Origin of the sequence: Streptacidiphilus sp. ASG 303, assembly GCF_020991365.1 — a bacterium.
GTDB lineage: Bacteria > Actinomycetota > Actinomycetes > Streptomycetales > Streptomycetaceae > Peterkaempfera.
In genome coordinates, this window is record NZ_JAJLRA010000018.1 from 22,332 (window position 1) to 44,422 (window position 22,091).

Genomic DNA, 22,091 nt, shown 5'->3' on the forward strand with positions numbered 1-22,091 from the left:
GCATGCACCTGCGCCCGACGTACGAGAAAGCGGCGACCGGTGGGTCCGTCCCGCAGGCCGGCGGCCTGGAGGACGTCGGACGCCTGCTGGCCGGGCGGGACGTCGCGGTCCTGAGCGGCGCGGGGCTCTCGACCGAGTCGGGCATCCCCGACTACCGGGGCCCCGGCGGCAGTCTGCGGCGGCACACGCCGATGACGTACCAGGAGTTCACGGCGAGCGAGGAGAACCGCCGCCGGTACTGGGCCCGCAGCCACGTCGGCTGGCGGACGGTCGCCCGGGCGGAGCCCAACGCCGGGCACCGGGCGGTCGAGGCGCTGCGCCGGTCCGGCCACGTGTCCGCCGTCATCACCCAGAACGTGGACGGGCTGCACCGGGCGGCCGGCACGCACGACGCCGTCGAACTGCACGGGGGGCTCGACCGCGTGGTCTGCCTGGCGTGCGGCCGCACCGGCGCGCGCGAGGACCTCGACCGCCGCCTGCACGCGCTGAACGGCTCCTTCCGGGACGCGGGCGCCAGGGTCAACCCGGACGGGGACGTCGAGCTCCCGGACGCGCTGTTCGCCGCCTTCCGGGTCGCGCCGTGCGAGGCGTGCGGCGGAGTCCTCAAGCCCGACGTCGTCTTCTTCGGCGAGAGCGTCCCCAAGGCCCGGGTCCGGCTCTGCTACGACCTGGTCGACGCCGCCCGCGCGCTCCTGGTCCTCGGTTCGTCCCTGACGGTCATGTCGGGCCTGCGCTTCGTCCGCCACGCGGCGCGCACGGGCAAGCCGGTCGCGATCGTGAACCAGGGCGCGACGCGCGGGGACGACCACGCCGCGGTCCGGGTGTCCCGGCCGCTGGGTGCCGCGCTGACGGCCCTCGCGGAGCAGCTCGGAGCCGTACCGCCCCCTGCCTGACGTCCGCACCCGCCCGGACCTCCGGTCCGCCCCGGAGGCGGCCGCCGGCCTCGTCGGGCGCCCGCGGGCCGTCCGACGCCGTGGCCGGCGGGTGCGGACCCGCCCGGTGGTCGGCGGGTGCGGCCGCGCGGCCCGGGGGGACGGCGGGTGCCGGGGGCCGTCACGGCGGTCCGGCCGGGTGACGACCCGCCAGGAGGGGCCTTCCGGCACCCGGAGGGGACGGTGCGGATGGGCCAAACGGCAGAACCGGCGCGCGCCCTCGCCGGGGCCCTGCCTACGGTGAGCGGGCTCGGGGACCCGAATCTGTGTTCAGAGGTGAAAACCGCATGTCCAAGAGCTTCATGCGTTTTACTGCCACCGCCGTCCTCGCCGCCGCCACCGCCGCCCTCCCCCTGGCCGGCACCGCCTTTGCCGCCTCTTCCGGGGAGACCGGCAGTGTCAGCGGCTACTGCAAGCACCACGACTGCGCCGGCACCGGCGGGGTGGGCCAGGGCGGCCGGGGCGACGAGGGCCGCGGCAACGGCGGCGGCCGCGGTGACGAGGGCCGCGGCAACGGCGTCGGCGGCGGCCTGGGGGATGAGGGTCGCGGCAGCGGCGGGCTCGGCCAGGGCGGCGGCATCGGCGGTGGCCTGGGTGACGTGGGAGTGGGCAGCGGCGGGGTGGGCCAGGGCGGCCGGGGTGACATCGGCCGCGGTGACGAGGGTCGTGGCAACGGCGTTGGCCGGGGTGACGAGGGTCGTGGCAACGGCGTTGGCCGGGGTGACGAGGGCCGTGGCGACGATGGCGGCCGCGGTGACGGTGGTGGCCGCGGTGACGAGGGCCGCGGCAACGGCGGCGGCCGCGGGGATGAAGGCCGTGGCAACGGCGGTGGCCGCGGTGACGAGGGTCGTGGCAACGGTGGTGGCCGCGGTGACGAGGGTCGCGGAAACGGTGGTGGCCGCGGGGATGAAGGCCGTGGCAACGGCGGTGGCCGCGGGGACGAAGGGCGCGGTCGGCACCACGGCCACCGGTACCACGGGCACCACGGCCACCGGTACCACGGGCACGGCCGCCACGGCCACGACCGCAGGTACCACGGCCGCCACGGCCACTGGCACCACGGCTACGGCCGCCACGGCCACAAGCACGGCCACCGGCACCACGGCTACGGCCGCCACGGCCGCTGACGAGGGACCGCGGCGGCTCGTCCGCCGGGCGGCCCCCGCCTGCTGACCCGCACCTCCGGTCCCCGGGCCGTCGCGCGGGAGGGCCCACAGGACGCGGCACGCCTCCGCGTCCTGTGGGCCCTCGCTGCGCCCCGGCGGCCGGCCGCCCGTCCCGCGGCGCCGTCGACGCCCCGGCCGAGGCCGGGGCGGACCGCCGGGCGAGCCCGGGCCCGTCCGGTCACGGTCATGTCAGAATGCCTGCCATGTCCACGCGTGCACTGGGCTTCGGCGCGATCGCGGAGTCCTACGAACGGTTCCGGCCGGGGTATCCCGCAGAGCTCGCCGACACGGTGCTGACGTATGCGGGCCGTCCGCTCCGGACCGCCCTGGAGATCGGTGCGGGGACAGGCAAGGCGACCCGCCTGTTCGCCGGGCGCGGGGTCGCGGTCACGGCGACGGAGCCCGATGCGGCCATGCTCACCGAGCTGCGCAGGACGGTGCCCGCAGGCGTGAGGGCCGTCCGGGCCGCGTTCGAGGATCTGCGGCCGGGCGAGACCTACGGGCTGGTCTACGCGGCAGCGGCCCTGCACTGGACACGCCCGGAGGGCCGGTGGTCCCGTGTGGCCGCGCTCCTGGAGCCCGGGGGCGTCTTCGCCTCGTTCGGCGGCCCGTTCCGGCCGGCCGACCCGGCTGTCGAGGAGTCCGTGCGTGCGGCACGGGCGCCGTTCCTGGAGGACGACGAGGTCCCCTCTCCCGACGGGACCGCTCCGGACGAGGAGATGCAGTGGCCGGGCACGGAGCTGCTGCGGTCCGGGCTGTTCACCGACGTCCGGCAGTCCGTCGTCGAGCGGCGCCTGACCATGGGCGCTTCCGACTACGTCGGCTACCTGTCGACCGTCTCGGCGTACCTCCAACTGCCGCAGCCGAGGCGGCGGCAGGCGTACGAGGCGATCGCACGGGCCCTGCCCGGGACGGTCGGGGTCGTCGCCGACATCACCGTCCATCTCGCACGCCGCAGCGACCGCCAGGACCGCTGAGCCGGCGGTGCCCGCAGGCGGTCGGCCGCGGTGGTGCGCTGGCCCGCCGAACGGGCTCCCGGGGAGGTCCGGGCGCGGAGGGCCGGGCCGGACGAGTGCCCCGGCCCGGCTCCGCGGTCCCGTCCGGGACGTGCAGCCCCGGTCGGCGGGACGTCCGGCGCCGTACGGATATCCCTTGGCGGGTCCCGCGGCGCCGCCGTAGGGTCACCCCCATGTCTCTGCGTCTCCGTATGCGTCAGGCACTCCCGGAAGCGATGCGTGCCCGTGACAAGGCCGCGGTGAGCGCCCTGCGGGGGGCCCTCGCTGCGCTGGACAACGCCGAGGCGGTGCCCGTGGACGAAGCAGGGCTCCGCGGCACGGCGATCGAGCAGTCGCCGGTCGGTGTCGGCGTCGCCGAAACGGCGCGGCGCGAGCTGGGCGAGCGCGACGTGGTGGACGTCGTGCGGGCGGAGGCCGCCGAGCGACTGGAGGCCGCAGCCGGGTTGACCGCGCCCGCGCACGCCGACCGGGCCGCGCGGCTCCGCGCCGAGGCCGCGGTGCTGCTCCACCTCCTCGACGGCCCCGGCGCCGCGTAGGGCGCCGCACCGCACCGCACCGCACCGCGCCCGGACCGGGGCGGGGCCGGGCTGCGCCCGGGCGTTCCCGTCCGGCGCGCGACGCCCCCCGGGACTCCATGAGGACCCGGGGCCCGGCGTCCAAGGGGCCCCGCCGACGGCAGCGGCCTCTCCCGGGAGACGGCACCCGAGTGGCCGCGCACACCGGTACGTCCGGCCCGCCTCCACCGCGCCCGCTGCCGGTGGCAGCGCGACGGCGGTCGGAAGCGGATCCCTGGGCAACTGCAGGTCCGGGCCGACCCGCTGGGCCCGATCACCTGAGCGCCCGGTTCTGTGCACGCACAGACGGACCTCGGCACGCGGCCCGACAGGACGCGGCCCGGAGTAATGCGGTCGACGTGGGCGCCACGAGCTCGCGAGAATGCCCGCCATGTCGCTTCAGTCATCCGATCGGCTCCCGGTGCTCTGGCTGTGCGGGCCGGCCGGTGTCGGTAAGACCACGGCCGGCTGGGAGCTCTTCACCCGGCTCACGTCGGGAGGGCTCCCGGCGGGCTATGCGGACATCGACCAGCTGGGCATCTTCCTGCCAGGACCCCCCGAGGACCCGGACCTGCACCGGATGAAGGCGCGCAACCTCGCTGCGGTGCTGGCCAACTTCCGTGTGCGGGGGGCCCGGTGCGCGGTGGTGTCGGGGGTTGTGGATCCGGTGCAGGGCGTGTACACCGACGAACTGCCCGGCGCCGCACTGACGGTGTGCCGACTGCGTGCCGAGCGGGAGGAGCTGGCGCGCAGGTTCACCGGGCGCGGCATGCTGACGCACCTGGTGCAGGAGACGCTCGACGAGGCGGACGTCATGGATGCGAGCGGCTTCGGCGACGTGTGCATCGACACGACCGGCCTGGACGTCTCGGCGGTACTTCAGGAGGTGGCGGCGCGCGTCGGCGACTGGACGGTCCTAGGGACCGGGGATCTCCGCGCCGAGGCGGAACGAGCCGCGGAAGCCGTGGTGCCGGCCGACCCGGGCGTGGAAGCTCCGCTGCTGTGGCTGTGCGGGCCCACCGGGGTCGGCAAGTCGACCATCGGCTGGCAGGTCTACCAGCACGTTCGCAGGTCTGTCCGCACGGCGTACGTGGACCTCGACCAACTCGCCTTCCTGCGCCCCGTCCCGTCCGACAGACTCGCCCGTCATCGGCTCAGGGCGGACAACCTGGCCGCCCTGTGGCGCACGTACCGCAACGCGGGCGCGGAGGCGATCATCGTGACGGGACCGGTGGAGGACGAGGCGACGGCGAAGATGTACGCCGCTGCTCTGCCGCGCACCGAGGTCACGCTGTGCCGCCTGCACGCGGGGCGTGCCGCCCTGGCGGAGAGGATCGAATCCCGGAGTCGGGGCGGAAGTTGGCCTGCACCGGGTGACCCGCTGAAGGGCCGGTCCGCTGCGGAGCTTCGCCGGATTGCCGATGAAGCCGCCGCGACGGCCGTCGCCTTGGAGCGGGCCTCGCTGGGGCGGCTGCACGTTGATACGGACGGGCGCACGGTCGAGGAGTCGGTGGCGGCGATCGTGGCTGCGTGGCCGGCCCGGCGGCGCTGAGGCCGGATTGCCCTGCGGTGCGCGAATCCGGTGGCGGCCATGCCTCCGACGTCCCTGGTCCGGTGGTCGGGGCCACTCGTCGAGGGCTGCGACCGGCATGGGCGCCTCGTGGCGCACGGCCCGCCTGCCTGCATCCGGTGGCCGCCGCACGGTGGTGTTCCGGGCGGCTGACTCCGCACCCCACCGCATGGCGCTCCCTGAGGAGGGCCGGGGGTCCGCGGACGGCGGTGTGAGTCGACCGGCCCGGCACCCGTGCGCCCTCGGGGATCGCGGTGGTCGTGCCGTCGGCGGTCTTCGTCCCCGACTCCTCCCGCGCCCTGTTCCCGGCAGGTCCGGCCCGGAAAGCGCTTGACGTCCCCCGTCCGTGCTGAGACCGTTGCTCTCGCAAGGAAGCACTGCTCTCCAAAAGGGGCGGTGCTCTCACCGAGGGGGAGATCATGAAGCTGTTCTATGCGGGTCCTTCGATCGAGGAGCTCCACGAGGAGTACGCCAAGAAGGGCCGCCTGGACGAGGATGCACCGGTCAGGTCGGCCAGTTCCGTCACGATCGACGCCCCGGCCGCCGTCGTGTGGCGGCTGGTCAGCGACATGCGCGACTGGCCCGCGTGGCGCTCCGACGCCCGCGTCACCGAGCTCGGCGCGGTGGAGCCGGACGCCCGCTTCCGCTGGAAGGTCCGCGGCACCCCCATCAGGTCCACCTTCGCCGTCGTCGCGCCCGAGCGGGAGCTCACTTGGACCGGCGTGGCGATGGGCTGGATGAAGGCGGTCGACCGGATACGGCTGGCGCCGACCGCGGACGGCGGCACCCTGGTGACCGTCGAGGAGTCGCTCTCCGGTCCGCTCCTCACCCTCTTCTACAGCAGCGGGAAGCTCCGCGAGGGGCACGAGGACCTGCTGCGGATGCTGAAGGCCGCCGCCGAGGGCTGATCCGGGTCCCTCCGAGCGCCCGGGCGGACCGGCCCGGTCCGCAGGAGCGGGCCGGATCGTGGAGAACGTGTGGACACGCAGGGGTGCCGATGTGGTTGGATGCGGTCCTTGCCGTTCGTGCCGCGCCCGCACGCCCGCCCGCCCCGTGGATCCCCGGGGTCCGGCGGCGCCCGCCGGCCGCGCGGGGCGGCATGCCGGGGATGGGGGGACACATGGCCGCACGCACGCCTGCGCGCACACCTGCACGGATCCGCACCGCGCGGATCCGTACCGCACGGACCCGTACCGCACGGACCCGCACCGCGCGGCGCCGGACGGCGCTCGCCGTCCTCGCCGCCGTGCTGCTGGCCGTCTGCCCGGGGTTCGGCCCCGTGCAGGCCCGCGCGGACGAGACCACCGTGTCGGTGGACAACCTGCGGACCGGCTGGGACGGGAAGGAGCCCGGCCTCAGCCCCTCGGTGGTGACGTCCCCCTCCTTCGGCCAGCGGTGGAGCGCCCCCGCCCGGCTCGACGGGCAGGTCTACGCCCAGCCGATCGCCGTCGGCGGCACCGTGGTGGCGGCCACCGAGAACAACAAGGTCTACGGCCTGGACCGGACGACGGGGGCGGCGGTCTGGAGCCGCGACCTCGGCCCGGCCTGGCCCGCCGCCGCCCTCGGCTGCGGCGACCTCACCCCCGCCATCGGCGTCACCTCGACCCCGGTCTACGACCCGGCCACCGGCGCCGTCTACCTGACCGCCAAGGTGAACGACGGCCCCCTGGTCAACGGCGTCCACGACGTCCTGAACCCGCACTGGTACATGCACGCCCTCGACCCCCTCACCGGGGACGAGCGGCCGGGCTTCCCGGTGGTCATCAAGGGCAGCCCCTCCAACGACCCCGGCACGGTCTTCAGCCCCGCGTACCAGATGCAGCGCCCGGGCCTCCTGCTGCTCGACGGCGTGGTGTACGCCGCCTTCGGCGGGCACTGCGACCACAAGCCGTACCGGGGCTACGTGGTCGGCGTGAGCACCACCGGCCGCTCGGTGACCGCGATGTGGACCACCGAGGCGGGTGCCGGCAACGCCGGGGCCGGTGTGTGGCAGGCCGGCGGGGGCCTGGTCTCCGACGGGCCGGGCCGGATCTTCCTCTCGACCGGCAACGGCGTCAGCCCCGCGCCCGGCCCCGGCGGCTCCCCGCCCGGCACCCTCGCGGAGTCCGTGGTGCGGCTGCGGGTGAACGCGGCCGGAGGCCTGGCCGCGGACGACTTCTTCAGCCCCGCCGACGCGCCCGTCCTGGACCAGCGGGACGCCGACCTGGGCTCCGGGGGGCCGGTCGGCCTGCCCGACGGCTTCGGGACGCCCGCGCACCCCCGCCTGATGGTGGAGCAGGGCAAGGACGGGCGGGTCTTCCTGCTGGACCGCGACAGGCTCGGCGGACGCGCCCAGGGGAGCGGCGGGACCGACGCGGTGGTCGGGGTCACCGGGCCGCTGAAGGGCCAGTGGGGCCACCCGGCCGTGTGGGGCGGTGGCGGCGGCTACGTCTACCTGGTCGGCAACGGCGGCCCGCTGACGGCGCTGCGCCGCGGCACCACCGGTGCGGGCGACCCGGCGCTCACCGCCGTCGGCACCAGCCAGGACACCTTCCCGTACACCAGCGGGTCGCCGGTGGTGACCTCGGACGGCTCCGACCCCGGCAGCGCCCTGGTCTGGGTGGTCTGGTCGGGCGGGTCGAGCGGCGCCAACGCCCAGCTGCGCGCGTACGGCGCGGTGCCGGACGCCGGCGGCATCCTGCCGCTCGTGTGGTCCGCGCCCATCGGCACCGCGGTGAAGTTCGCCACCCCGGCCACCGACGGCGGCCAGGTCTACGTGGGCACGCGCGACGGCAGGGTGTACGCCTTCGGCAGCCCGGTCGGCAGCCCGCTGGCGGGCAGCCCGCTGGACTTCGGCCAGGTCCCCGTGGGCGGGACCGGCCGCGGCACGGCCGTCCTGACCGAGAACCAGAGCCCCTCCGGGCCGCTCACGATCAAGGGCGTGGCCGTCAAGGGTCCGTTCACCGCGGACACCTCGGCCCTGCCGCCGGCGCTGCCGGCCGGTGGCGGGCTCTCGATCCCCGTCTCCTTCGCCCCCACCGCCGCCGGCGGCGTCAGCGGGACGCTCACGGTGACCACCGGTGCCGGCGACTTCGCGCTGAGCCTGCACGGCGTGGGCACCAGCCCCGGGCTCGCCGCGGCCCCCGCCCGGGTGTCCTTCACCGACCAGCCGACCGGCACCACGGGCAGCGTGAACGTGCAGGTGACCAACACGGGCACCCAGGACGAGGTCGTCACCGCCGCCACCCCGCCCGGCGCACCGTTCACCGTCCGCAACCTGCCGGGCGCCGACCCGGCGGACCCGACCACCGTCCCCGCGCAGGGGTCGCTCGTCCTCCAGGTCGGCTACGCGCCGACGGCGGCCGGGAGCGACGCCTCGTCGATCACGCTGACGAGCACCAGCGGCACCCTCACCCTCCCGGTCACGGGAACCGCGGTCAGCGGCCGGGGCAACCTCGTCCTCACGCCGCCCGCCCTCGCGTTCGGCGCGGTGGAGCGGGGGACGTCCAGGACGCTGGGCTTCACCCTGACCAACACCGGCAACGTCCCCGTGACCGTCACCAAGGCCAAGGCGCCGGCCGGCGTCTTCAGCAGCGCGGACCAGCTCGCCGAGGGGCTGGTCATCGGCCCGCAGCAGGCGGTGCGCCAGTCCGTCACCTTCTCCCCGACGGCGACCACCGGGGCCGCGACGGCCTCCTACGAGGTCACCGGCGACGCCGGGCAGGGCGCCCAGTACGAGGACCTCTCCGGGACGGGCGTCCCGCCGGCCGCGCAGCGCGGGGCCCTGTTCGCCCGGGACGCCGCCGGCGCCCTGTGGCTGTACCGCGGCACGGGCCTCCCCTCCGCCCCGCTGGGCCCCCGGACCGTCGTCGGCAGCGGCCTGGCCCGGGCCGCCGGCAGCGGCTGGAAGGCCTACGACGCGATCGTCAGCCTGGGCGGCCAGCGCGCGGACGGCAGCGGGGCGGTCGTCGCCCGGGACACCGCCGGCGCCCTGTGGCTCATTCCCGGCACCGGGAGGCCGACGGCGCCCCTGGGGAACCGGATCCAGGTCGGCACCGGGTGGCAGGTCTACAACGCGGTCGTCGGTGCGGGGGACGTGACCGGGGACGGCCGGGCCGACCTGCTGGGCCGCGACGGCTCCGGTGCCCTGTGGCTGTACCGGGCGACGGGTAGCCCGAGGGTGCCGTTCGCCGCGCGGGCCAGGATCGGCACCGGGTGGCAGGTCTACAACGCGGTCGTCGGTGCGGGGGACGTGACCGGGGACGGCCGGGCCGACCTGCTGGCCCGTGACGCCGGGGGCGTCCTGTGGCTGTACCGGGGGACGGGCAGCGCGGCCGCGCCCTTCGCACCCCGGGCCAGGATCGGCACCGGGTGGCAGGTCTACAACGCGGTCGTCCGTGCGGGGGACGTGACCGGGGACGGCCGGGCCGACCTGCTGGGCCGCGACGGCTCAGGTGCCCTGTGGCTGCACCCGGGGACGGGCGGCGCGGCCGCGCCGTTCGCCGCGCGGTACAGGATCGGCACCGGGTGGCAGATCTACAACGCCCTCTTCTGACGAGTCCCCCGGCAGGCCGCCGCGGATCGGGCGCCCTCGCGGCTGCCCCCCGCGTGCGGCCCGCTCCGCCCCCCGTCCCGCCGTTCCCCGGGCGGCCGTCCGGGGCGCGGGCGGCCACGCCCCGGTCCCGGGGCCGGCGGGGCCGGAGGCGGGCGCAGCCGCGAACCGCCGGCCCCGCGGGGCGTGCCGGCCGGACCGCGGGCCGGGGTGCGGCACAGGGGCGGGGCGGACACCTGAGGGGTCCCCCCCGCCCCTGTGTGCTTCGGAGCCTCAGACGCGCACGCCGAACTGGAACGGCAGGTACCCGTCGTCCATCGCCTCGTACCTGACCGACGCGCCGGGCTTCGGCGCGTGCAGCACCATCCCGTTGCCCGCGTAGATCCCGACGTGGTGCAGGTCGCTGAAGAAGAACACCAGGTCGCCCGGCTGGAGCTGGCTGAGCGTCAGCCGGGTCCCGGCGTTGGCCTGCTCCTCCGACGTGCGCGGCAGGGAGACGCCCGCCCTGGCGTACGACCACTGGGTCAGCCCGGAGCAGTCGAAGGTCGACGGGCCGGTGGCGCCGTAGACGTACGGCGAGCCGATCCGGGTCTTGGCGGCGGCGAGGGCGGCCTGGGCGGTGCCGGACGCCGCGGCGGTGCTCCCGTTGCCCGCGGGAGAGGGGGTCAGCGCCGTGCGGGCCGCGGCGCGGGAGGCGCGCTGGGCCGCGGCGGTCTCGGCGGCCTGGAGCGCGGCGCGCTCCTGCGCGGTGAGGGTGTTGAGCAGGGCCTGCGCCTTCGCCAGCCTGGTCTGGACCTCGGCCTTCCGCGCCTTGAGCTCGCGCGTCGTGGAGTCCAGCTCGGCGAGGTCGGCCTGGGTCTGCGCCTTGTCCTGGTCGAGCTTGTGCTGCTTCTCCTGGAGCTGGCGGAGGGTCTGGGCCTGCTGGGCGCTGACCTGGTCCAGCGAGGACGCCTGGTCCAGGAACCGGCTCGGGTCGGAGGAGAGCATCAGCTGGACGGTGGGGTCGATGCCGCCCGAGCGGTACTGGGAGGAGGCGAGCTGACCCAGCGTGCCCTGCATGGAGGAGACCTCGGCCTGCTGCCGGGCGACCTCGTCCTGCATGTTGTTGACCTGCCGCTGCAGCTTCTGCTGCTGCTCCTTGGCGCCGTTGTACTTCTCCGCCGCCGCCTCGGCCTGCTGGTTGAGCTTGTCGACCTGGGCCTTCACGGACTCCTTGGTCGGCTTGGGCGCGGCCTGGGCGGCTCCGGCCTGGGCGGAGAGGGCGACGGCGGTGGCTGCGGCGGCGGTCAGGACCGAGACGCGGGCGCGGCTGGGCTGCTTGGGGCGGCGGTGGGTCGCCACGAAGGCGGGCTCCATTCTTCCAACGGCCGCCTACCGGGTGAGCTGACGGGTTCGGGCCGGAAGCTGCCCTACGGCGCCTCGGCGCGTCCCGTGAGGACGGCCGCGGCGCCGATTCACCCCGAGGAAGTTGGTTCCCCGGCTCCGATCGACGGCATCCCCGCGTAGGGCAGTCACCTGCCCTGCCGTTCCTCGGACTCGGCGGGAACCACCGCCGTCACCCCCCTCGGGTGATCACTGGAGCAGTGGCTCGCGAAGGACCTTAGTAACAAGAGGGTGATGTTTTCAAACGTTGGTAGGTAAGTCATCAAAGCTCGTGCGCCCGGCGCCTCGACGCCCCGCGCACGCCCTGTCCGTTGCGTGCCGTTCCTCCCCGGATGCGGCCTCAGGCGGCGGCGCCGCGCGCCGCGCCCAGGAACGCCAGGAGGCCGACGCCCCGCGTCCCCGGCCCCCCCTCGGGGACGAGTGACCGGTGCAGGTCCCGCACGGTCCGCGCCACCGCCTCGCCGACCGCCCCGACGCCCGCCCGGCGCTCGAACCAGTGCCAGTCGCCGTGCCCGTTCACCTCGAGGAAGACGGGCTCCCGGCCGTCCACCAGGAAGTCGAACGCGCCGTAGGTGAGGCCCCACTCCCCGGCCAGGGCGCGCGCCGCGTCCGCGACCGGGGCGGGCGGCTCGACGAGGCGCACCCCGACCCGCTCGGGGTGCGACCAGATGTCGCCCGGCGCCTCCTTGGCGACATCGAACGCGACGGTCTCCCCGCCCACGACGTAGACCCGCAGCTCCGCGTCGTGGGGCACGTGCTCCTGGAGGACGACGGGTGCCCCCGCGAAGCCGGACACCTCGGCCAGCCGCGCCCGCTCCACGACCTGCGGGAGGAACCACGCCAGTACGCCGGGCTCGGGCTCGACGAAGTGCCGGTCCAGCGCCTTGACGACGTACCGGTCGCAGGGGAGGTCCTCCGCCGCGGCCGCGGGATCGGTGGTCACCAGGGTGCGGGGGGTGCGCACGCCCGCGGCGGCCGCCCGTGCGAGCTGCTCCAGCTGCCCGGGGCACGGGCCGCCGACGACCGCCCCGGACACCGTGGACAGCTGGAGGGCGAGGGCGGCCCACGAGTCCCGGTGGAGCATGGCGGCGGCCGGTCCCGGCGGTCCCGGCGCGGCCCGCGGCGAGAAGTGGCGCACCCAGGTGACGGTGGGGACGAACCGGCTGCCGGACACCGCCACCGTGCCGGAGCCGGCGTCGACCGTGAGCACCAGGGAGTCCAGGCCGTCCGCGTCGATGCGGACGCAGGGCACGCCGATCCGCCGGAGGACCGAGGCCAGCCCCGCGGCCTCCGTGTCGCCCCGCCTGCTCATCAGGAGGGCCCGGTGGTCAGCCACGGGGGTTCGCCAGCAGCGACTCCGCCATCTCGAGCAGGCGCAGGGCCTTGTCCGACCTCCGGTCCGGCGCGGAGGCGCGCAGCCGTGTCAGCAGTTCGAGGCCGATGGCCGCCTGGTCGGCCAGCAGGTCCAGCAGGGCGACGTCGGCCGTCTCCCGCACGCCGTGGACCCCGCGGTCGAGCACCTCCAGGACGCCGATGCAGTCGTCCTCGCTGAACAGCGGCGCCGCCATGATGCTGTTCGGCACGTACCCGGTCGACTCCGCGGCCTCGTTGGAGAAGTACGGGGACTCCCGCAGGTCGTCCACGAGCATGGACTGGCCCGAGGCGGCGACCCAGCCGACGATCCCCGTGCCGGCGGGGAACCGGGTCCCGACGAGCGTGTCGTCCCCCTCCCCGGCGACGGCCTCGAACACCAGCTCCCCGGTGTCCCGGGCGACGAGGAAGACCGACGACGCGGCCGCCCCGAACGCGTGGCGGGCGACCTCCACCACGGACTGGAGGAGGCGGCGCTCGGTGGTCGCCTCGAGGTCAGCGGATCGCGTCATGGGCACCTCCGAGTCGGCCGGCCACGTTGCCGGCGCACATGAACAGGACCGACTTGAGCTGGAACGGCGTGAGCCAGCTGTGCTTGCTGAGCACGAGCGCGCAGAGCCCCGAGATGTGCGGCGCGGCGAAGCTGTTGCCGGTGGAGCGGATCGTCCCGCCGCCCGGCCAGGCCACCGGCACCCTGACGCCGCGCGCGTGGAACTCCACCGGAGGGGCGGGGTTGTAGTAGTAGGCCATGGGGTCGGACTCGTCGTGGCTGGCGACCGAGACCACCGAGGAGAACGTCCAGGGGTAGCTGGCCACCGGCCGGTTGTGGGCCGAGACGACCAGCACGCACCGGCGGAAGTACGCGCGGTCCGCCAGGTCGTGCAGCTGCGCCGAGAACCTGGCCTGCGTCGTCGCCAGGCTGAGGTTGATCACGTCGAAGCCCTCGTCGACGGCCCACGAGAGACCGGCGATCAGGGCCGCGCCGCTGCCCGACTTGCCGTCGGTCAGCACCTGCACCGAGGACACCGACGCCGCCGGCGCGAGGGAGCGGATCACCCCGGCGCAGGCGGTCCCGTGGCCGGCCCGGTCCGCCGGGGGGCAGTCGACGACGTCCACGGTGCCGCCGGGGTCCTCGACGACCCTCACCGACCGGTCGAGCCCGCCGACGAGGGGGTGCCCGCCGTCGACCCCGCTGTCGACGACGCACACCCGGACCCCCGACCCGTCCGCGCCGCCCCAGGCCCACTGCGGCGACACCTCGGACAGCGAGCTGATCCGGAACTCCTCCGGGGCCGCGGTGCTGGTCCTCGCGCTCCAGGCCGGCATCCCCGGGACGTAGGACGCCGCGGGGCGTCTCCACGGCAGGTCGTTCACGGCGTCCCCCCTCGTGCGGCGAGCCAGGACCGCACATCCCGGCACGGCAGTTCGGCACCCTTCGCGGTGAAGCTCGCCAGGGCCTCCCGCGCGGCGAGCCGGGCCCGGTCCCGCATGCCGCAGGCGTCCAGGGCGCGGGCCGTCTCGAACCGGACGTCGCCGGTGAGGACCGGGTCGTCGGTGCTCCCGAGGAGCGCGGCGGCCTCCTCGGCGGCCGCGACCGGGTCGCCGGGCCACGCGCCCGTCGCGCCCAGCCGGGCCCGCAGGGCCAGGAGGACGAGCCGCCCGCGGGTCTCCAGCCGTGCGGGGTCCAGGGCCCGCAGCGCCGCGGCGCAGGACGCGGTGTCGCCGGCGCGGAGCAGTTCACGCGCCGCGTAGATCCGCAGGGTCGCCGCCGTCGTCCCCCGGCCCAGCCCGTGCAGCCGGTCGGCGGCCGTCCCGTAGTGCCGCAGGGCGTCCGCGTGGTCGCCCGAGAGGGAGGCGACCAGGCCGGCGGCCTGGTCCGCGGCGACGGCGCCGAGCGTGAGCTGGAGGTCGGCGGCGTGCCGGCGCGCCTGCTCCAGTCCGTCGCGCGCCTCGCCGAGCAGGCCGGCCAAGGCCTGGAGCCGCGCCCGGGTGAGCAGGACGGGCACCAGGAGGGAGCGGTCCGTGTCGAACCGGGCGGCCAGCTCCCCGCACAGGGCGATCCCCTCGGACACCGGGGTGGGGGACCACTGCGTCAGTTCGCAGACCGACGCGAGCAGCCGGTCCTCCTCGTAGCCGTCGCCGGCCGCGCGCGCCCTGAGGAGCGCGTCGCGCACGGCGGACTCCGCGGCGCCGATCCGCCCGTCGGCGAAGCTGCGGAGCGATGCGAGCTGGTGGAACCGGCACCAGCTGAGGTCGTCGTCCGGATCCGACCGCACGTCCCGTGCCAGCGCGTCCGGCGGCGGCACCGGCAGCCCGGACCGCAGGTCGACCAGCTGCCGCTGGATCGTGCAGGTCCGCCGCGTGCGCGGGTCCCCGGCGCTCCTCCTCTCCGCCTCCCCGACCGCCGCGCGGGCCCTGTCCCACAGCCCGAGGCCCGCGTGGGCGTCGCTGATGCGGATGGCGAGGACGCGGTGCTCCGGATCGCCCGGGGCGACGAGGTCGCGGCCGCGCTCCAGGAGCGAGACCGCCGCCGGGAGGTCCCTGCGGCGCAGGGCTCGGTAGCCGGTGGACACCAGCGCGTGCGCGGCCCTCCCGGTCAGGTCCGGCAGCCGGGGGTCGCCCGGATGGACCTCGCCCAGCAGCCGGCACGCCGACTCCAGGTGGTGGGCGAGGTCCCCGTCCGCGGCCGACCCCGCGGAGCCCGCGGTCCCCGCGTGCCGCCCGCCGCCCGCCCGGTCGGCCAGCCGGTCGGCGAGGAGGGTGTGCCAGGTGGCGCGCCGGGCCTTGGACGTCATCTCGTAGACCGTGTCCCGGGCCAGCGGGCGGGAGAACCGGTAGGCGCCGGGCGGTCCGGAGGGGTGGACGGCGCGCGACCGCAGGAGCCTGCGCAGGGAGGCGTCCAGGACGTCCCCGGCGAGGGCCGGCGCGTCCCCGGCCAGCACGCGCACGTCCTCGGCGGTGAAGTCGCACCCCACGGCGGCGGCACGCTCCAGCACCTCGCGGTCGGTGGCCGGCAGCCGGTCCAGCCAGGCGGCCAGCAGGACCCGGATGCTGGCGGGCAGGCCCGGGGCCGGCACGTCGCCGACGGGGCGCTCCAGCAGGAGCTCGGCGAACAGCGGGTTGCCGTCGCACTCCCCGACGATCCGGTCCAGGGCCTCGTCGGTGAGGGTCATGGACTGGGCGGAGACCTCCGCCCGCTCGGCCGTCAGCCTGACCAGCTCCCTGGTCTGCCCGTCGGTGAGCGGTCCGAGCTCGACGACGGCCGCGGCGTGCCCGGACCCCCCGGCCCAGGCGGAGCGGCTCCCGGGCATGTCCGGCCGTGCGGCGCACAGCAGCAGCACCTCGGCGTCGGTGACCCCCTCGGCCACGTCCTGCACCAGGTCGAGGAGGGTCGGCTCCGCCCAGTGGAAGTCCTCCAGGACGACGATCAGCGGGCCGCGCCGGCCGAGCGCCTCCACGAGGCACCGGAAGGCCCACGCGATCTCCGCGACGCTGACGGGCCGTCCGGCGCCGGTGGCCAGGTCCAGTGCGGCGGCCAGCGCGTCGACCGCGCGCCGCCCGTCCGGCCGGTCCGCCGTGAGGACGCCCGCTGCCTCCTCCCAGCCTCCCGGCAGCGACCACACCGCATCGGCGACCGGCCAGTAGGTGAGTCCGGCGCCGTAGGCCCGGCAGGTCCCGCGGAGCACCGACGCCCCGGCGGCCGCCGGATTCGCCAGGAACTCCCTCAGCAGGCGGGACTTGCCGATGCCCGCCGTCCCGACGACGGTGACGAGCGCGCAGGTCCGGTCCCGGCGCACCCGGGCGTAGGCCCGGCGCAGCTGTTCCAGCTCCGCCTCCCGGCCGATCAGCGCGACGGTGTCCTCCCGGGCCGGTCCGGGAAGCACCTCGACGGCGCGCCAGGCCGTGACGGGGCCGGGCTTCCCCTTGAGCGAGAGGGGCGCGAGGCCCTCCAACCGGACCCACGCCCCGACCAGCCGGGCCGTGTCGTCGTCGATCAGGATCTCGTGCGCCGCCGCGTGCGACTGCAGGCGGGCCGCGGTGTGCACGACGTCGCCGACCACGCGGGCCCCGCCGCCGGCGTCCCCCACCACGACCGCCTCGCCGGTGGCGATCCCGCTGTGGACGTCCAGCCTCAGGCCGAACCCGCGCTCCAGGTCCGCGTTGAGGCCCTCCAGCGCGTCGACCAGCGCGCACGCCGCCCGGACCGCGCGCAGCGCGTCGTCCTCGTGGCTGCGGAAGGCCCCGAAGACGGCCATCACCGCGTCGCCGATGAACTTCTCGACGACCCCGCCGTGGTCGGCGACGGCCGTCGTGCAGGCGGTGTAGTAGCGGTCCATGGTCACCCGCAGGGCCTCGGGGTCCAGCGACCCGGCGAGCGCCGTCGAGCTGACGAGGTCGATGAAGACGACGCTCACGATCCTGCGGGTGTCCGACGCGGGTGCCCGCTGTCCCAGGGGGGACCCGCACTCCGAGCAGAACCGCGCCCTGTCGGCGACGGGCGCGTGGCACCCGCGGCAGTGCGCCCGGCCGCTCACAGCAGCTTGAGCTCCTGGCCCTCCACCTCGCCGGCCGCGGCCTCCAGGCGGTCCTTCACCGAGTTCAGCACCGCGACCTCGGACTCGCTCAGGCCGGCCAGGACGGATCGCTGCTCCACGGCGAGGAGGTCGACCGGGTGTCCGGCCTCCCGCAGGGCGTCCAGTGCGTCGAAGGTCATGGCTACCGGTACCTCATTCCCGTGCGGTGCCGGACCGGCGGACGCCGGACCGGTCGAGCGGATGGCGACTGCGGGACGGGGGGACCCGGCCGCCGCGCGTGCGGCCGGGGGCGCCGGCCCGTCGGAGGGGAGGGGCGGCCACGCCCCCTGCCGGAGGACTCCCATGGAGTACAGGCGCGCGATCAATTCCGTCCTGTTCGACGCGCCCACCCTCCTGAGCATGTTCCCCAAATGGGCGGCGACGGTGTGCGGACTGATGAAGAGGTCCTCGGCGACCTGGCGGTTCGAGGCCCCCGTCGCCATGAGGGAGGCGATACGCAATTCACGTCTCGTCAGGCGCACTGTTCCGGAGGGGATGTGTTTCTGGTGGAAGGCCACGGGGGTTTCATCGCCCACGCACGCATGGTAGAGCCCGCCGCATGTACGGGACAAGCATTCGGCGGCCCGTCCTTTTCCCTTGTGCGCGGGGCCGGAAGTGGAGGGGAATCCTCCCTTCCGCCGCGCCCCGCGCGCCGTTCCGCTGCGGCCGGGAAGGGCCGCGGGAAGGGCCGCGGATTCGGGTCCGCGCCCCGCCCGGATCCCTAGTCGATTGAGGGATGCCCGGCCGGCCGGACCCGGGAGGAGTCTTTCAGGCACCGACCCCGGTGGTCATCTTCAGAAGGAGCGAGACATGCCCCAGGAGACACTGGAAGCCCTGCGCAAGGCCGGAACCCCCGTCGACCTGCTGTCCGAGACCGAGCGCGAGGTGTTCTCCTCGCTCAGCCCGGACGAGGTCGCCGTCCTGAGCTCGATCCAGGGCCGGCTGAACGCCGCGGCGAGCGAGGTCGAGGGCCAGGTGAACGACAACCAGGTGAACGTCCTCTGCTGAGCTGACCGCCAGAGGGCCGGCGCAGGCCCTCCCCGCAGCCCCGCCGTCCCCCGCCCGGGGGCACGCCGGAGCGGTGGAGGGCCTGCGCCTCCCCCGCCGCCCCGGTCCGTGCGGGGCCGGCCCGTGCCGCGGCACCGGAGGCCCCTGCGGCCCGCGGCGGCGTGCCGGGCCGGCCCCCTCGCCGCCGCGGGCCGCGCCCGTCACGACGGTCCGATCCGGAGCCCGGGAGGAAGAGTCATGGAGAAGGTCAGCCGCTACCTGGTGGTCAGTGACAGGACGTACGGCGACGGCTCCGGCGTGGGCGTACGGCTGCTGTACGGCACCAGGACGGCGAAGGTCGTGGCCGTCACCGCGGACATCGCCGGGGCCCTGCTGGCCGGGAGCCTCGCCGGCGTCCCGTCCCCCTGGCTGGACGTGCTCCGCGACGCACGGATCGTCGTCCCCGCCGACGAGGACGAGACGGCGGCGGTGCTCGACCGCAACCGGCGCGCCTCCGCCGACCGCTCCGCCGTGCAGATCTCCCTCCTCCCGACGTCCTACTGCAACATGGGGTGCGCCTACTGCGGACAGGAGCACCGGCGCGGAGCCCTCACGAGCACCCACCGCGACCAGGTGCGCGACCGGGTGCTGCGCGCCATCGGCGCGCCGTCGACCGAGCGGGTCCGCATCGACTGGTTCGGCGCCGAGCCGATGATGGGCTACGCCGTCATCCGCGACCTCGCGCCGCGGTTCGTGCGCGCCGCGCAGGAGCGCGGGGTGGCCTACTCCTCCGTCCTCGTCACCAACGGGAGCCTGCTGACACCGCGGAAGGTCGACACGCTGATCCGCACGTGCGGGCTCACCCACTTCGAGATCACCGTGGACGGCCCGCCGGAGGTCCACGACGCCCACCGCCCCCTCAAGAGCGGCCGCGGCTCCTTCTGGAGCATCGTGCGGACCGTCCGCGCTGCGGTCGACGAGGAGGATTTCCGATCGGTCCACTTCACATTCCGCACCAACGTCGACGTGCACAATCAGGACGGCATTCCCCGGTACATCGAACTGATGGCGGGACTGGGTTTCGCAAAGCCGAACGTGTCGTTCTCGATCGTGCCCGTCCATTCGTGGGGGAACGACGTCTCGGGAATCGAGGTGGCCAAGCAGCGGTTCGCGGACCAGGAAACCGCCTGGCTTCGGCTCCTGCACCGGCACGGAATGTCCGTCCCCCTGGTCCCGCGGGTCCCGAAGAAGGTCGTCTGCCCGGCGACCACGACCGCGGCGGAGATCATCAGCAGTACCGGGAACATCTTCTCGTGCAGTGAGTACCCGCTGGTTCCGGAGGCGGAGCGCGACCTCCCGCTGGTCCACATCAGCCGGGCGGGCCTCGGCACCGCGCGGCCGAAGGGGCCCTTCGACGACTGGAACGACGACATCGGCCGGGGGAGGACCTGGTGCTCCTCCTGCGTCTTCATGCCGACGTGCGGAGGCGCCTGCCCCAAGGCCTGGCAGGAGGGCCATCCCCCGTGCCCCAGCTACAAGTTCAACATCCAGGACCGGCTGGACCTCGTCGCCGCGCAGTGCGGCCTCGGGCCGGTTCCCGAGCAGGCCCTCGCAGACCGGTGACGGCGTCCGACCTGCACGGCGCGCCGGCGCACGCGGCCACGCCGGAAGCGGCCACGCCGGAAGCAGCCACGCCGGAAGCAGCCACGCCGGGCGCAGCCACGCCGGACGCGGCCCCGGGGGACGGCGCCCCGGGGGACGGGGCCGCCGCTCCCGGCGCGCGCCGCCTCCTGGTCGGCGTCTGCGGATCCGGCAACGTCCTCTCGCTGCCCGCCTACCTGCTCGCCCTGCGCAGCGGCGACGACGTCGAGATCCGGGCCGTCATGACGAGGTCGGCGGCCGCGATCCTGCCTGCCGCGGCGCTGCGGCTGATCTGCGACGAGGTCTACTGCGACGGCGTGGACGAGCTCGCAGCCGGCCATGTCGGCCTGGCGATGTGGGCCGAGCGGTTCGTCGTGCTGCCCGCCACCGCGAACATGCTCGGCCAGGCGGCCCACGGCCTCGCCTCCGGCCTGCTCAGCTCGGCGCTGCTCGCCTACGAACGCCCGGCCGTCTTCTTCCCCTGCATGAACCGCCGCATGTGGGAGCAGCCGAGCGTCCGGCGGAACGTGGCGCAGCTCCGCGCCGACGGCCACGTCGTCGTCGAACCGGTGCCGGTGAGGGGCTGGGAGATCGCCACCCGCAGCATGCAGACCAACGTCGGCCTCCGCCCGCCCGCGGCCGTCGCGGCGATGGTGGGCGAACTCCGCCGCATGGAGCTCGGCGTGCGGGGCGCGGCCGCCACGTGACCGCCGCCCGCCGCCCGCCGCCCGCCGCCCGCCGCCCGCCGTCCGCCCGCCGCCGGGCACGGGACCCGGAGCGGCGCGGAGGCCCCAGGGGCGCGGCAGGGAGCGGCAGCGAACGGCAGGGAACGGCGAGGAGGCGCCAGGGAGCGCCGTGCGGCGGTGACGGGCGGCCGCACGGCGGCCCGGCGGACGGGACGTGGACGGGCTCGACGCGCCACCGGTACGAGGAGGAGACCAGGTGCCAGGCTTCGCAGGCGGGCTGCGCGGTCCGCGGACCGGCGGGCTGCTCGGGGTCCGTCCCTTCCGGCTGCTGCTCGCGGGGCAGTTCGCCTCGACGATCGGCGACTACTGCTACGCCGTGGCCCTCCCCTGGCTGGTGCTCTCCCGGGACGGCGGCACGGTCCTGCTGGGCACCGTGCTCGCCTGCTACGGGATCACCAGGGTCGTGACGATCCCTCTGGGCGGCATCGCGGCGGACCGGTTCGGCGGCCGGCGGGTCATGCTGCTGACGGACGCTGTGCGGGCCGTGGCCGTCGCCGTGCTCGCCGTGCTCGCCCTGTCGGGGGCACCGGCACTCGCGCACCTGGCACCGGTCGCCGTGGTGCTCGGCGCCGGCGCCGGCCTCTTCGTCCCCGCGTCCTACACGGTGCTCCCGGCCCTGCTCCCGAAGGAGGACCTCGGGCGCGGGAACGCCCTGTCCACCATGGTCAACCAGGCCGGCGGCCTGCTGGGCCCGGCCGCCGGCGGCGCGCTGGTCGCCGCGTCCGGCCCCGGGGCGGCACTCGTCGTCGACGCCGTGTCGTTCGTGGTGTCCGCGGCCGCCCTGCTGGGCATGCGGCCGAGGCCGGCCGCGGAGGAGCCCGCGGACGCGCCCGCGGCCGCGGCGGACGGCGCCGGGGGCGGGGGCGCCGCCGCCGGGGACCCGCCGCCGACCCTCCTCGAACTGCTCGGGCGGGGAGGGCTCCTGCGGGTCGTCCTCGTGGTGGCGCTGGTCTGCAACCTGGCGTTCAACGGCACGATCGAGGTCGCGCTCCCCGCCTTCGCCCGGGACGGGTTCGGCGCCGCGGGCTACGGCCTCCTGCTGACCGTCCTCAGCCTCGGCGGACTGCTCGGCTCCCTGCTGGCCACCCGCACCGGAGGCGTCCGGTCACCCGCCTACCTGTTCGCGGCGCTGGCCGCGGCCATGGGGGCGGGCCTGGCCGCGGTGCCCTTCGCCGGCGGCCTCGCCGGGGCCGCGCTCGCCGTCGGCGTCTACAGCGTGGCCAGCGGATGGCAGAACATCGTCGCCGTGACCATGCTCCAGGTGTGGACGCCGCCCGCGCTCATCGGCAGGGTCATGAGCCTGGTGATGCTCGCCGTGATGGGCACGTTCCCCGTCTCCGTCGCCCTCGCGGGCCTCGGGGTGCGGCGGCTGGGCGTGGAGCCCTTCTTCCCGGTCGCGGGGGCGGCCATCGCGGTCACCGTCCTCCTCGCCCTCACCCGGCCGGCGTTCCGCACCTACCGGACGGGTGACGAGTACGCCCCGCGACGGGCAGCCGCGGCGGCCACCGCGCCGGCCGGGGGGACCGGCCGGTGAGCGCCGCCGCCGGGGACCCGCCGCTCCCCGCCCCGCCGCTCCCCGCCCCGCCGCTCCCCGCCCCGCCGCCCGGCGGGGTGCGCGGT

At 75.9% G+C, this 22,091-nt stretch carries 17 protein-coding genes, 1 pseudogene and 1 riboswitch; of the genes and pseudogenes, 11 read left to right on the forward strand and 7 right to left on the reverse strand.

The features are described from left to right. Nucleotides 1-2: 2 nt before the first annotated feature. From LO771_RS20695 to LO771_RS20725, 7 genes are all read left to right on the forward strand, one after another. Nucleotides 3-893, forward strand: a complete 891-nt coding sequence (locus tag LO771_RS20695) for an NAD-dependent protein deacetylase (protein WP_230654633.1) — start codon at nt 3-5, stop codon at nt 891-893. A gap of 326 nt (nt 894-1,219) precedes the next feature. After that, nucleotides 1,220-2,059, forward strand: coding sequence for a hypothetical protein (locus LO771_RS20700; RefSeq protein ID WP_230654634.1), 840 nt, complete (start codon nt 1,220-1,222; stop codon nt 2,057-2,059). Nucleotides 2,060-2,301: 242 nt separating this feature from the next. Next, nucleotides 2,302-3,075 carry a trans-aconitate 2-methyltransferase gene (locus tag LO771_RS20705; RefSeq protein ID WP_230654638.1) on the forward strand — a complete coding sequence of 258 codons (774 nt, stop codon included), beginning with the start codon at nt 2,302-2,304 and terminating at the stop codon, nt 3,073-3,075. Nucleotides 3,076-3,329: 254 nt separating this feature from the next. Next, nucleotides 3,330-3,650: a hypothetical protein gene (locus LO771_RS20710; protein ID WP_230654748.1), complete on the forward strand. Its 321-nt coding sequence runs from the start codon at nt 3,330-3,332 to the stop codon at nt 3,648-3,650. Between the two features lie 409 nt (nt 3,651-4,059). After that, nucleotides 4,060-5,220, forward strand: a complete 1,161-nt coding sequence (locus LO771_RS20715; RefSeq protein ID WP_230654639.1) for a hypothetical protein — start codon at nt 4,060-4,062, stop codon at nt 5,218-5,220. Nucleotides 5,221-5,657: 437 nt separating this feature from the next. After that, the gene (locus LO771_RS20720) at nt 5,658-6,146 is read left to right on the forward strand and encodes an SRPBCC family protein (RefSeq protein ID WP_230654640.1); all 489 of its coding nucleotides are present in this window, start codon (nt 5,658-5,660) and stop codon (nt 6,144-6,146) included. A 212-nt stretch (nt 6,147-6,358) separates the two neighbouring features. Next, complete coding sequence (locus LO771_RS20725) at nt 6,359-9,772, forward strand: choice-of-anchor D domain-containing protein (RefSeq protein WP_230654641.1); 3,414 nt, start codon at nt 6,359-6,361, stop codon at nt 9,770-9,772. Between the two features lie 270 nt (nt 9,773-10,042). Here LO771_RS20725 and LO771_RS20730 read toward each other — a convergent pair whose 3' ends face one another. From LO771_RS20730 to LO771_RS31675, 7 genes and pseudogenes are all read right to left on the reverse strand, one after another. Then, nucleotides 10,043-11,110 (reverse strand): C40 family peptidase, encoded by a 1,068-nt coding sequence (locus tag LO771_RS20730; protein WP_230654643.1) that lies wholly within the window; start codon nt 11,108-11,110, stop codon nt 10,043-10,045. A 12-nt stretch (nt 11,111-11,122) separates the two neighbouring features. Further along, a riboswitch (cyclic di-AMP (ydaO/yuaA leader) is annotated at nt 11,123-11,274 on the reverse strand. A gap of 218 nt (nt 11,275-11,492) precedes the next feature. Next, nucleotides 11,493-12,488 carry a RimK family alpha-L-glutamate ligase gene (locus LO771_RS20735; protein WP_230654645.1) on the reverse strand — a complete coding sequence of 332 codons (996 nt, stop codon included), beginning with the start codon at nt 12,486-12,488 and terminating at the stop codon, nt 11,493-11,495. Continuing rightward, nucleotides 12,481-13,035, reverse strand: coding sequence for a GAF domain-containing protein (locus LO771_RS20740; RefSeq protein WP_230654647.1), 555 nt, complete (start codon nt 13,033-13,035; stop codon nt 12,481-12,483). The genes LO771_RS20735 and LO771_RS20740 overlap by 8 nt, the downstream gene beginning before the upstream one ends. Then, complete coding sequence (locus LO771_RS20745; protein WP_230654650.1) at nt 13,019-13,897, reverse strand: S8 family serine peptidase; 879 nt, start codon at nt 13,895-13,897, stop codon at nt 13,019-13,021. Before LO771_RS20745 ends, LO771_RS20740 begins: the two co-directional genes overlap by 17 nt. Then, nucleotides 13,894-16,938, reverse strand: a complete 3,045-nt coding sequence (locus tag LO771_RS20750; protein ID WP_230654652.1) for an AAA family ATPase — start codon at nt 16,936-16,938, stop codon at nt 13,894-13,896. Before LO771_RS20750 ends, LO771_RS20745 begins: the two co-directional genes overlap by 4 nt. A gap of 116 nt (nt 16,939-17,054) precedes the next feature. After that, a complete protein-coding gene (locus LO771_RS20755; protein WP_230654654.1) occupies nt 17,055-17,237 on the reverse strand; it encodes an aroma-sacti cluster domain-containing protein in 183 nt (60 codons plus the stop codon). A gap of 192 nt (nt 17,238-17,429) precedes the next feature. Continuing rightward, nucleotides 17,430-17,873: pseudogene (locus LO771_RS31675) on the reverse strand (response regulator transcription factor); the annotation flags it as partial. A gap of 34 nt (nt 17,874-17,907) precedes the next feature. Between LO771_RS31675 and LO771_RS20760 the strand changes: the two are divergent. The 4 genes from LO771_RS20760 (at nt 17,908) to LO771_RS20775 (ending at nt 22,005) form a co-directional block, all read left to right on the forward strand. Further along, nucleotides 17,908-18,105, forward strand: coding sequence for an aroma-sacti cluster domain-containing protein (locus LO771_RS20760; protein ID WP_230654656.1), 198 nt, complete (start codon nt 17,908-17,910; stop codon nt 18,103-18,105). Nucleotides 18,106-18,342: 237 nt separating this feature from the next. Beyond that, nucleotides 18,343-19,707, forward strand: coding sequence for a radical SAM/SPASM domain-containing protein (locus LO771_RS20765; protein ID WP_230654659.1), 1,365 nt, complete (start codon nt 18,343-18,345; stop codon nt 19,705-19,707). After that, nucleotides 19,704-20,432, forward strand: coding sequence for a flavoprotein (locus tag LO771_RS20770; protein ID WP_230654663.1), 729 nt, complete (start codon nt 19,704-19,706; stop codon nt 20,430-20,432). The genes LO771_RS20765 and LO771_RS20770 overlap by 4 nt, the downstream gene beginning before the upstream one ends. A gap of 235 nt (nt 20,433-20,667) precedes the next feature. Continuing rightward, on the forward strand, nt 20,668-22,005 hold the full coding sequence (locus tag LO771_RS20775) for an MFS transporter (RefSeq protein ID WP_230654665.1): 1,338 nt from the start codon (nt 20,668-20,670) through the stop codon (nt 22,003-22,005). The last annotated feature ends 86 nt before the right edge of the window (nt 22,006-22,091 follow it).

Bases quoted from the DNA above. Each gene is read 5' to 3' on its own strand.
- LO771_RS20705 (WP_230654638.1), top strand. From the start codon at position 2,302: ATGTCCACGCGTGCACTGGGCTTCGGCGCGATCGCGGAGTCCTACGAA.
- LO771_RS20695 (WP_230654633.1), top strand. From the start codon at position 3: ATGCACCTGCGCCCGACGTACGAGAAAGCGGCGACCGGTGGGTCCGTC.
- LO771_RS20715 (WP_230654639.1), top strand. From the start codon at position 4,060: ATGTCGCTTCAGTCATCCGATCGGCTCCCGGTGCTCTGGCTGTGCGGG.
- LO771_RS20720 (WP_230654640.1), top strand. From the start codon at position 5,658: ATGAAGCTGTTCTATGCGGGTCCTTCGATCGAGGAGCTCCACGAGGAG.
- LO771_RS20725 (WP_230654641.1), top strand. From the start codon at position 6,359: ATGGCCGCACGCACGCCTGCGCGCACACCTGCACGGATCCGCACCGCG.
- LO771_RS20710 (WP_230654748.1), top strand. From the start codon at position 3,330: ATGCGTGCCCGTGACAAGGCCGCGGTGAGCGCCCTGCGGGGGGCCCTC.
- LO771_RS20740 (WP_230654647.1), bottom strand. From the start codon at position 13,035: ATGACGCGATCCGCTGACCTCGAGGCGACCACCGAGCGCCGCCTCCTC.
- LO771_RS20755 (WP_230654654.1), bottom strand. From the start codon at position 17,237: ATGACCTTCGACGCACTGGACGCCCTGCGGGAGGCCGGACACCCGGTC.
- LO771_RS20760 (WP_230654656.1), top strand. From the start codon at position 17,908: ATGCCCCAGGAGACACTGGAAGCCCTGCGCAAGGCCGGAACCCCCGTC.
- LO771_RS20700 (WP_230654634.1), top strand. From the start codon at position 1,220: ATGTCCAAGAGCTTCATGCGTTTTACTGCCACCGCCGTCCTCGCCGCC.
- LO771_RS20765 (WP_230654659.1), top strand. From the start codon at position 18,343: ATGGAGAAGGTCAGCCGCTACCTGGTGGTCAGTGACAGGACGTACGGC.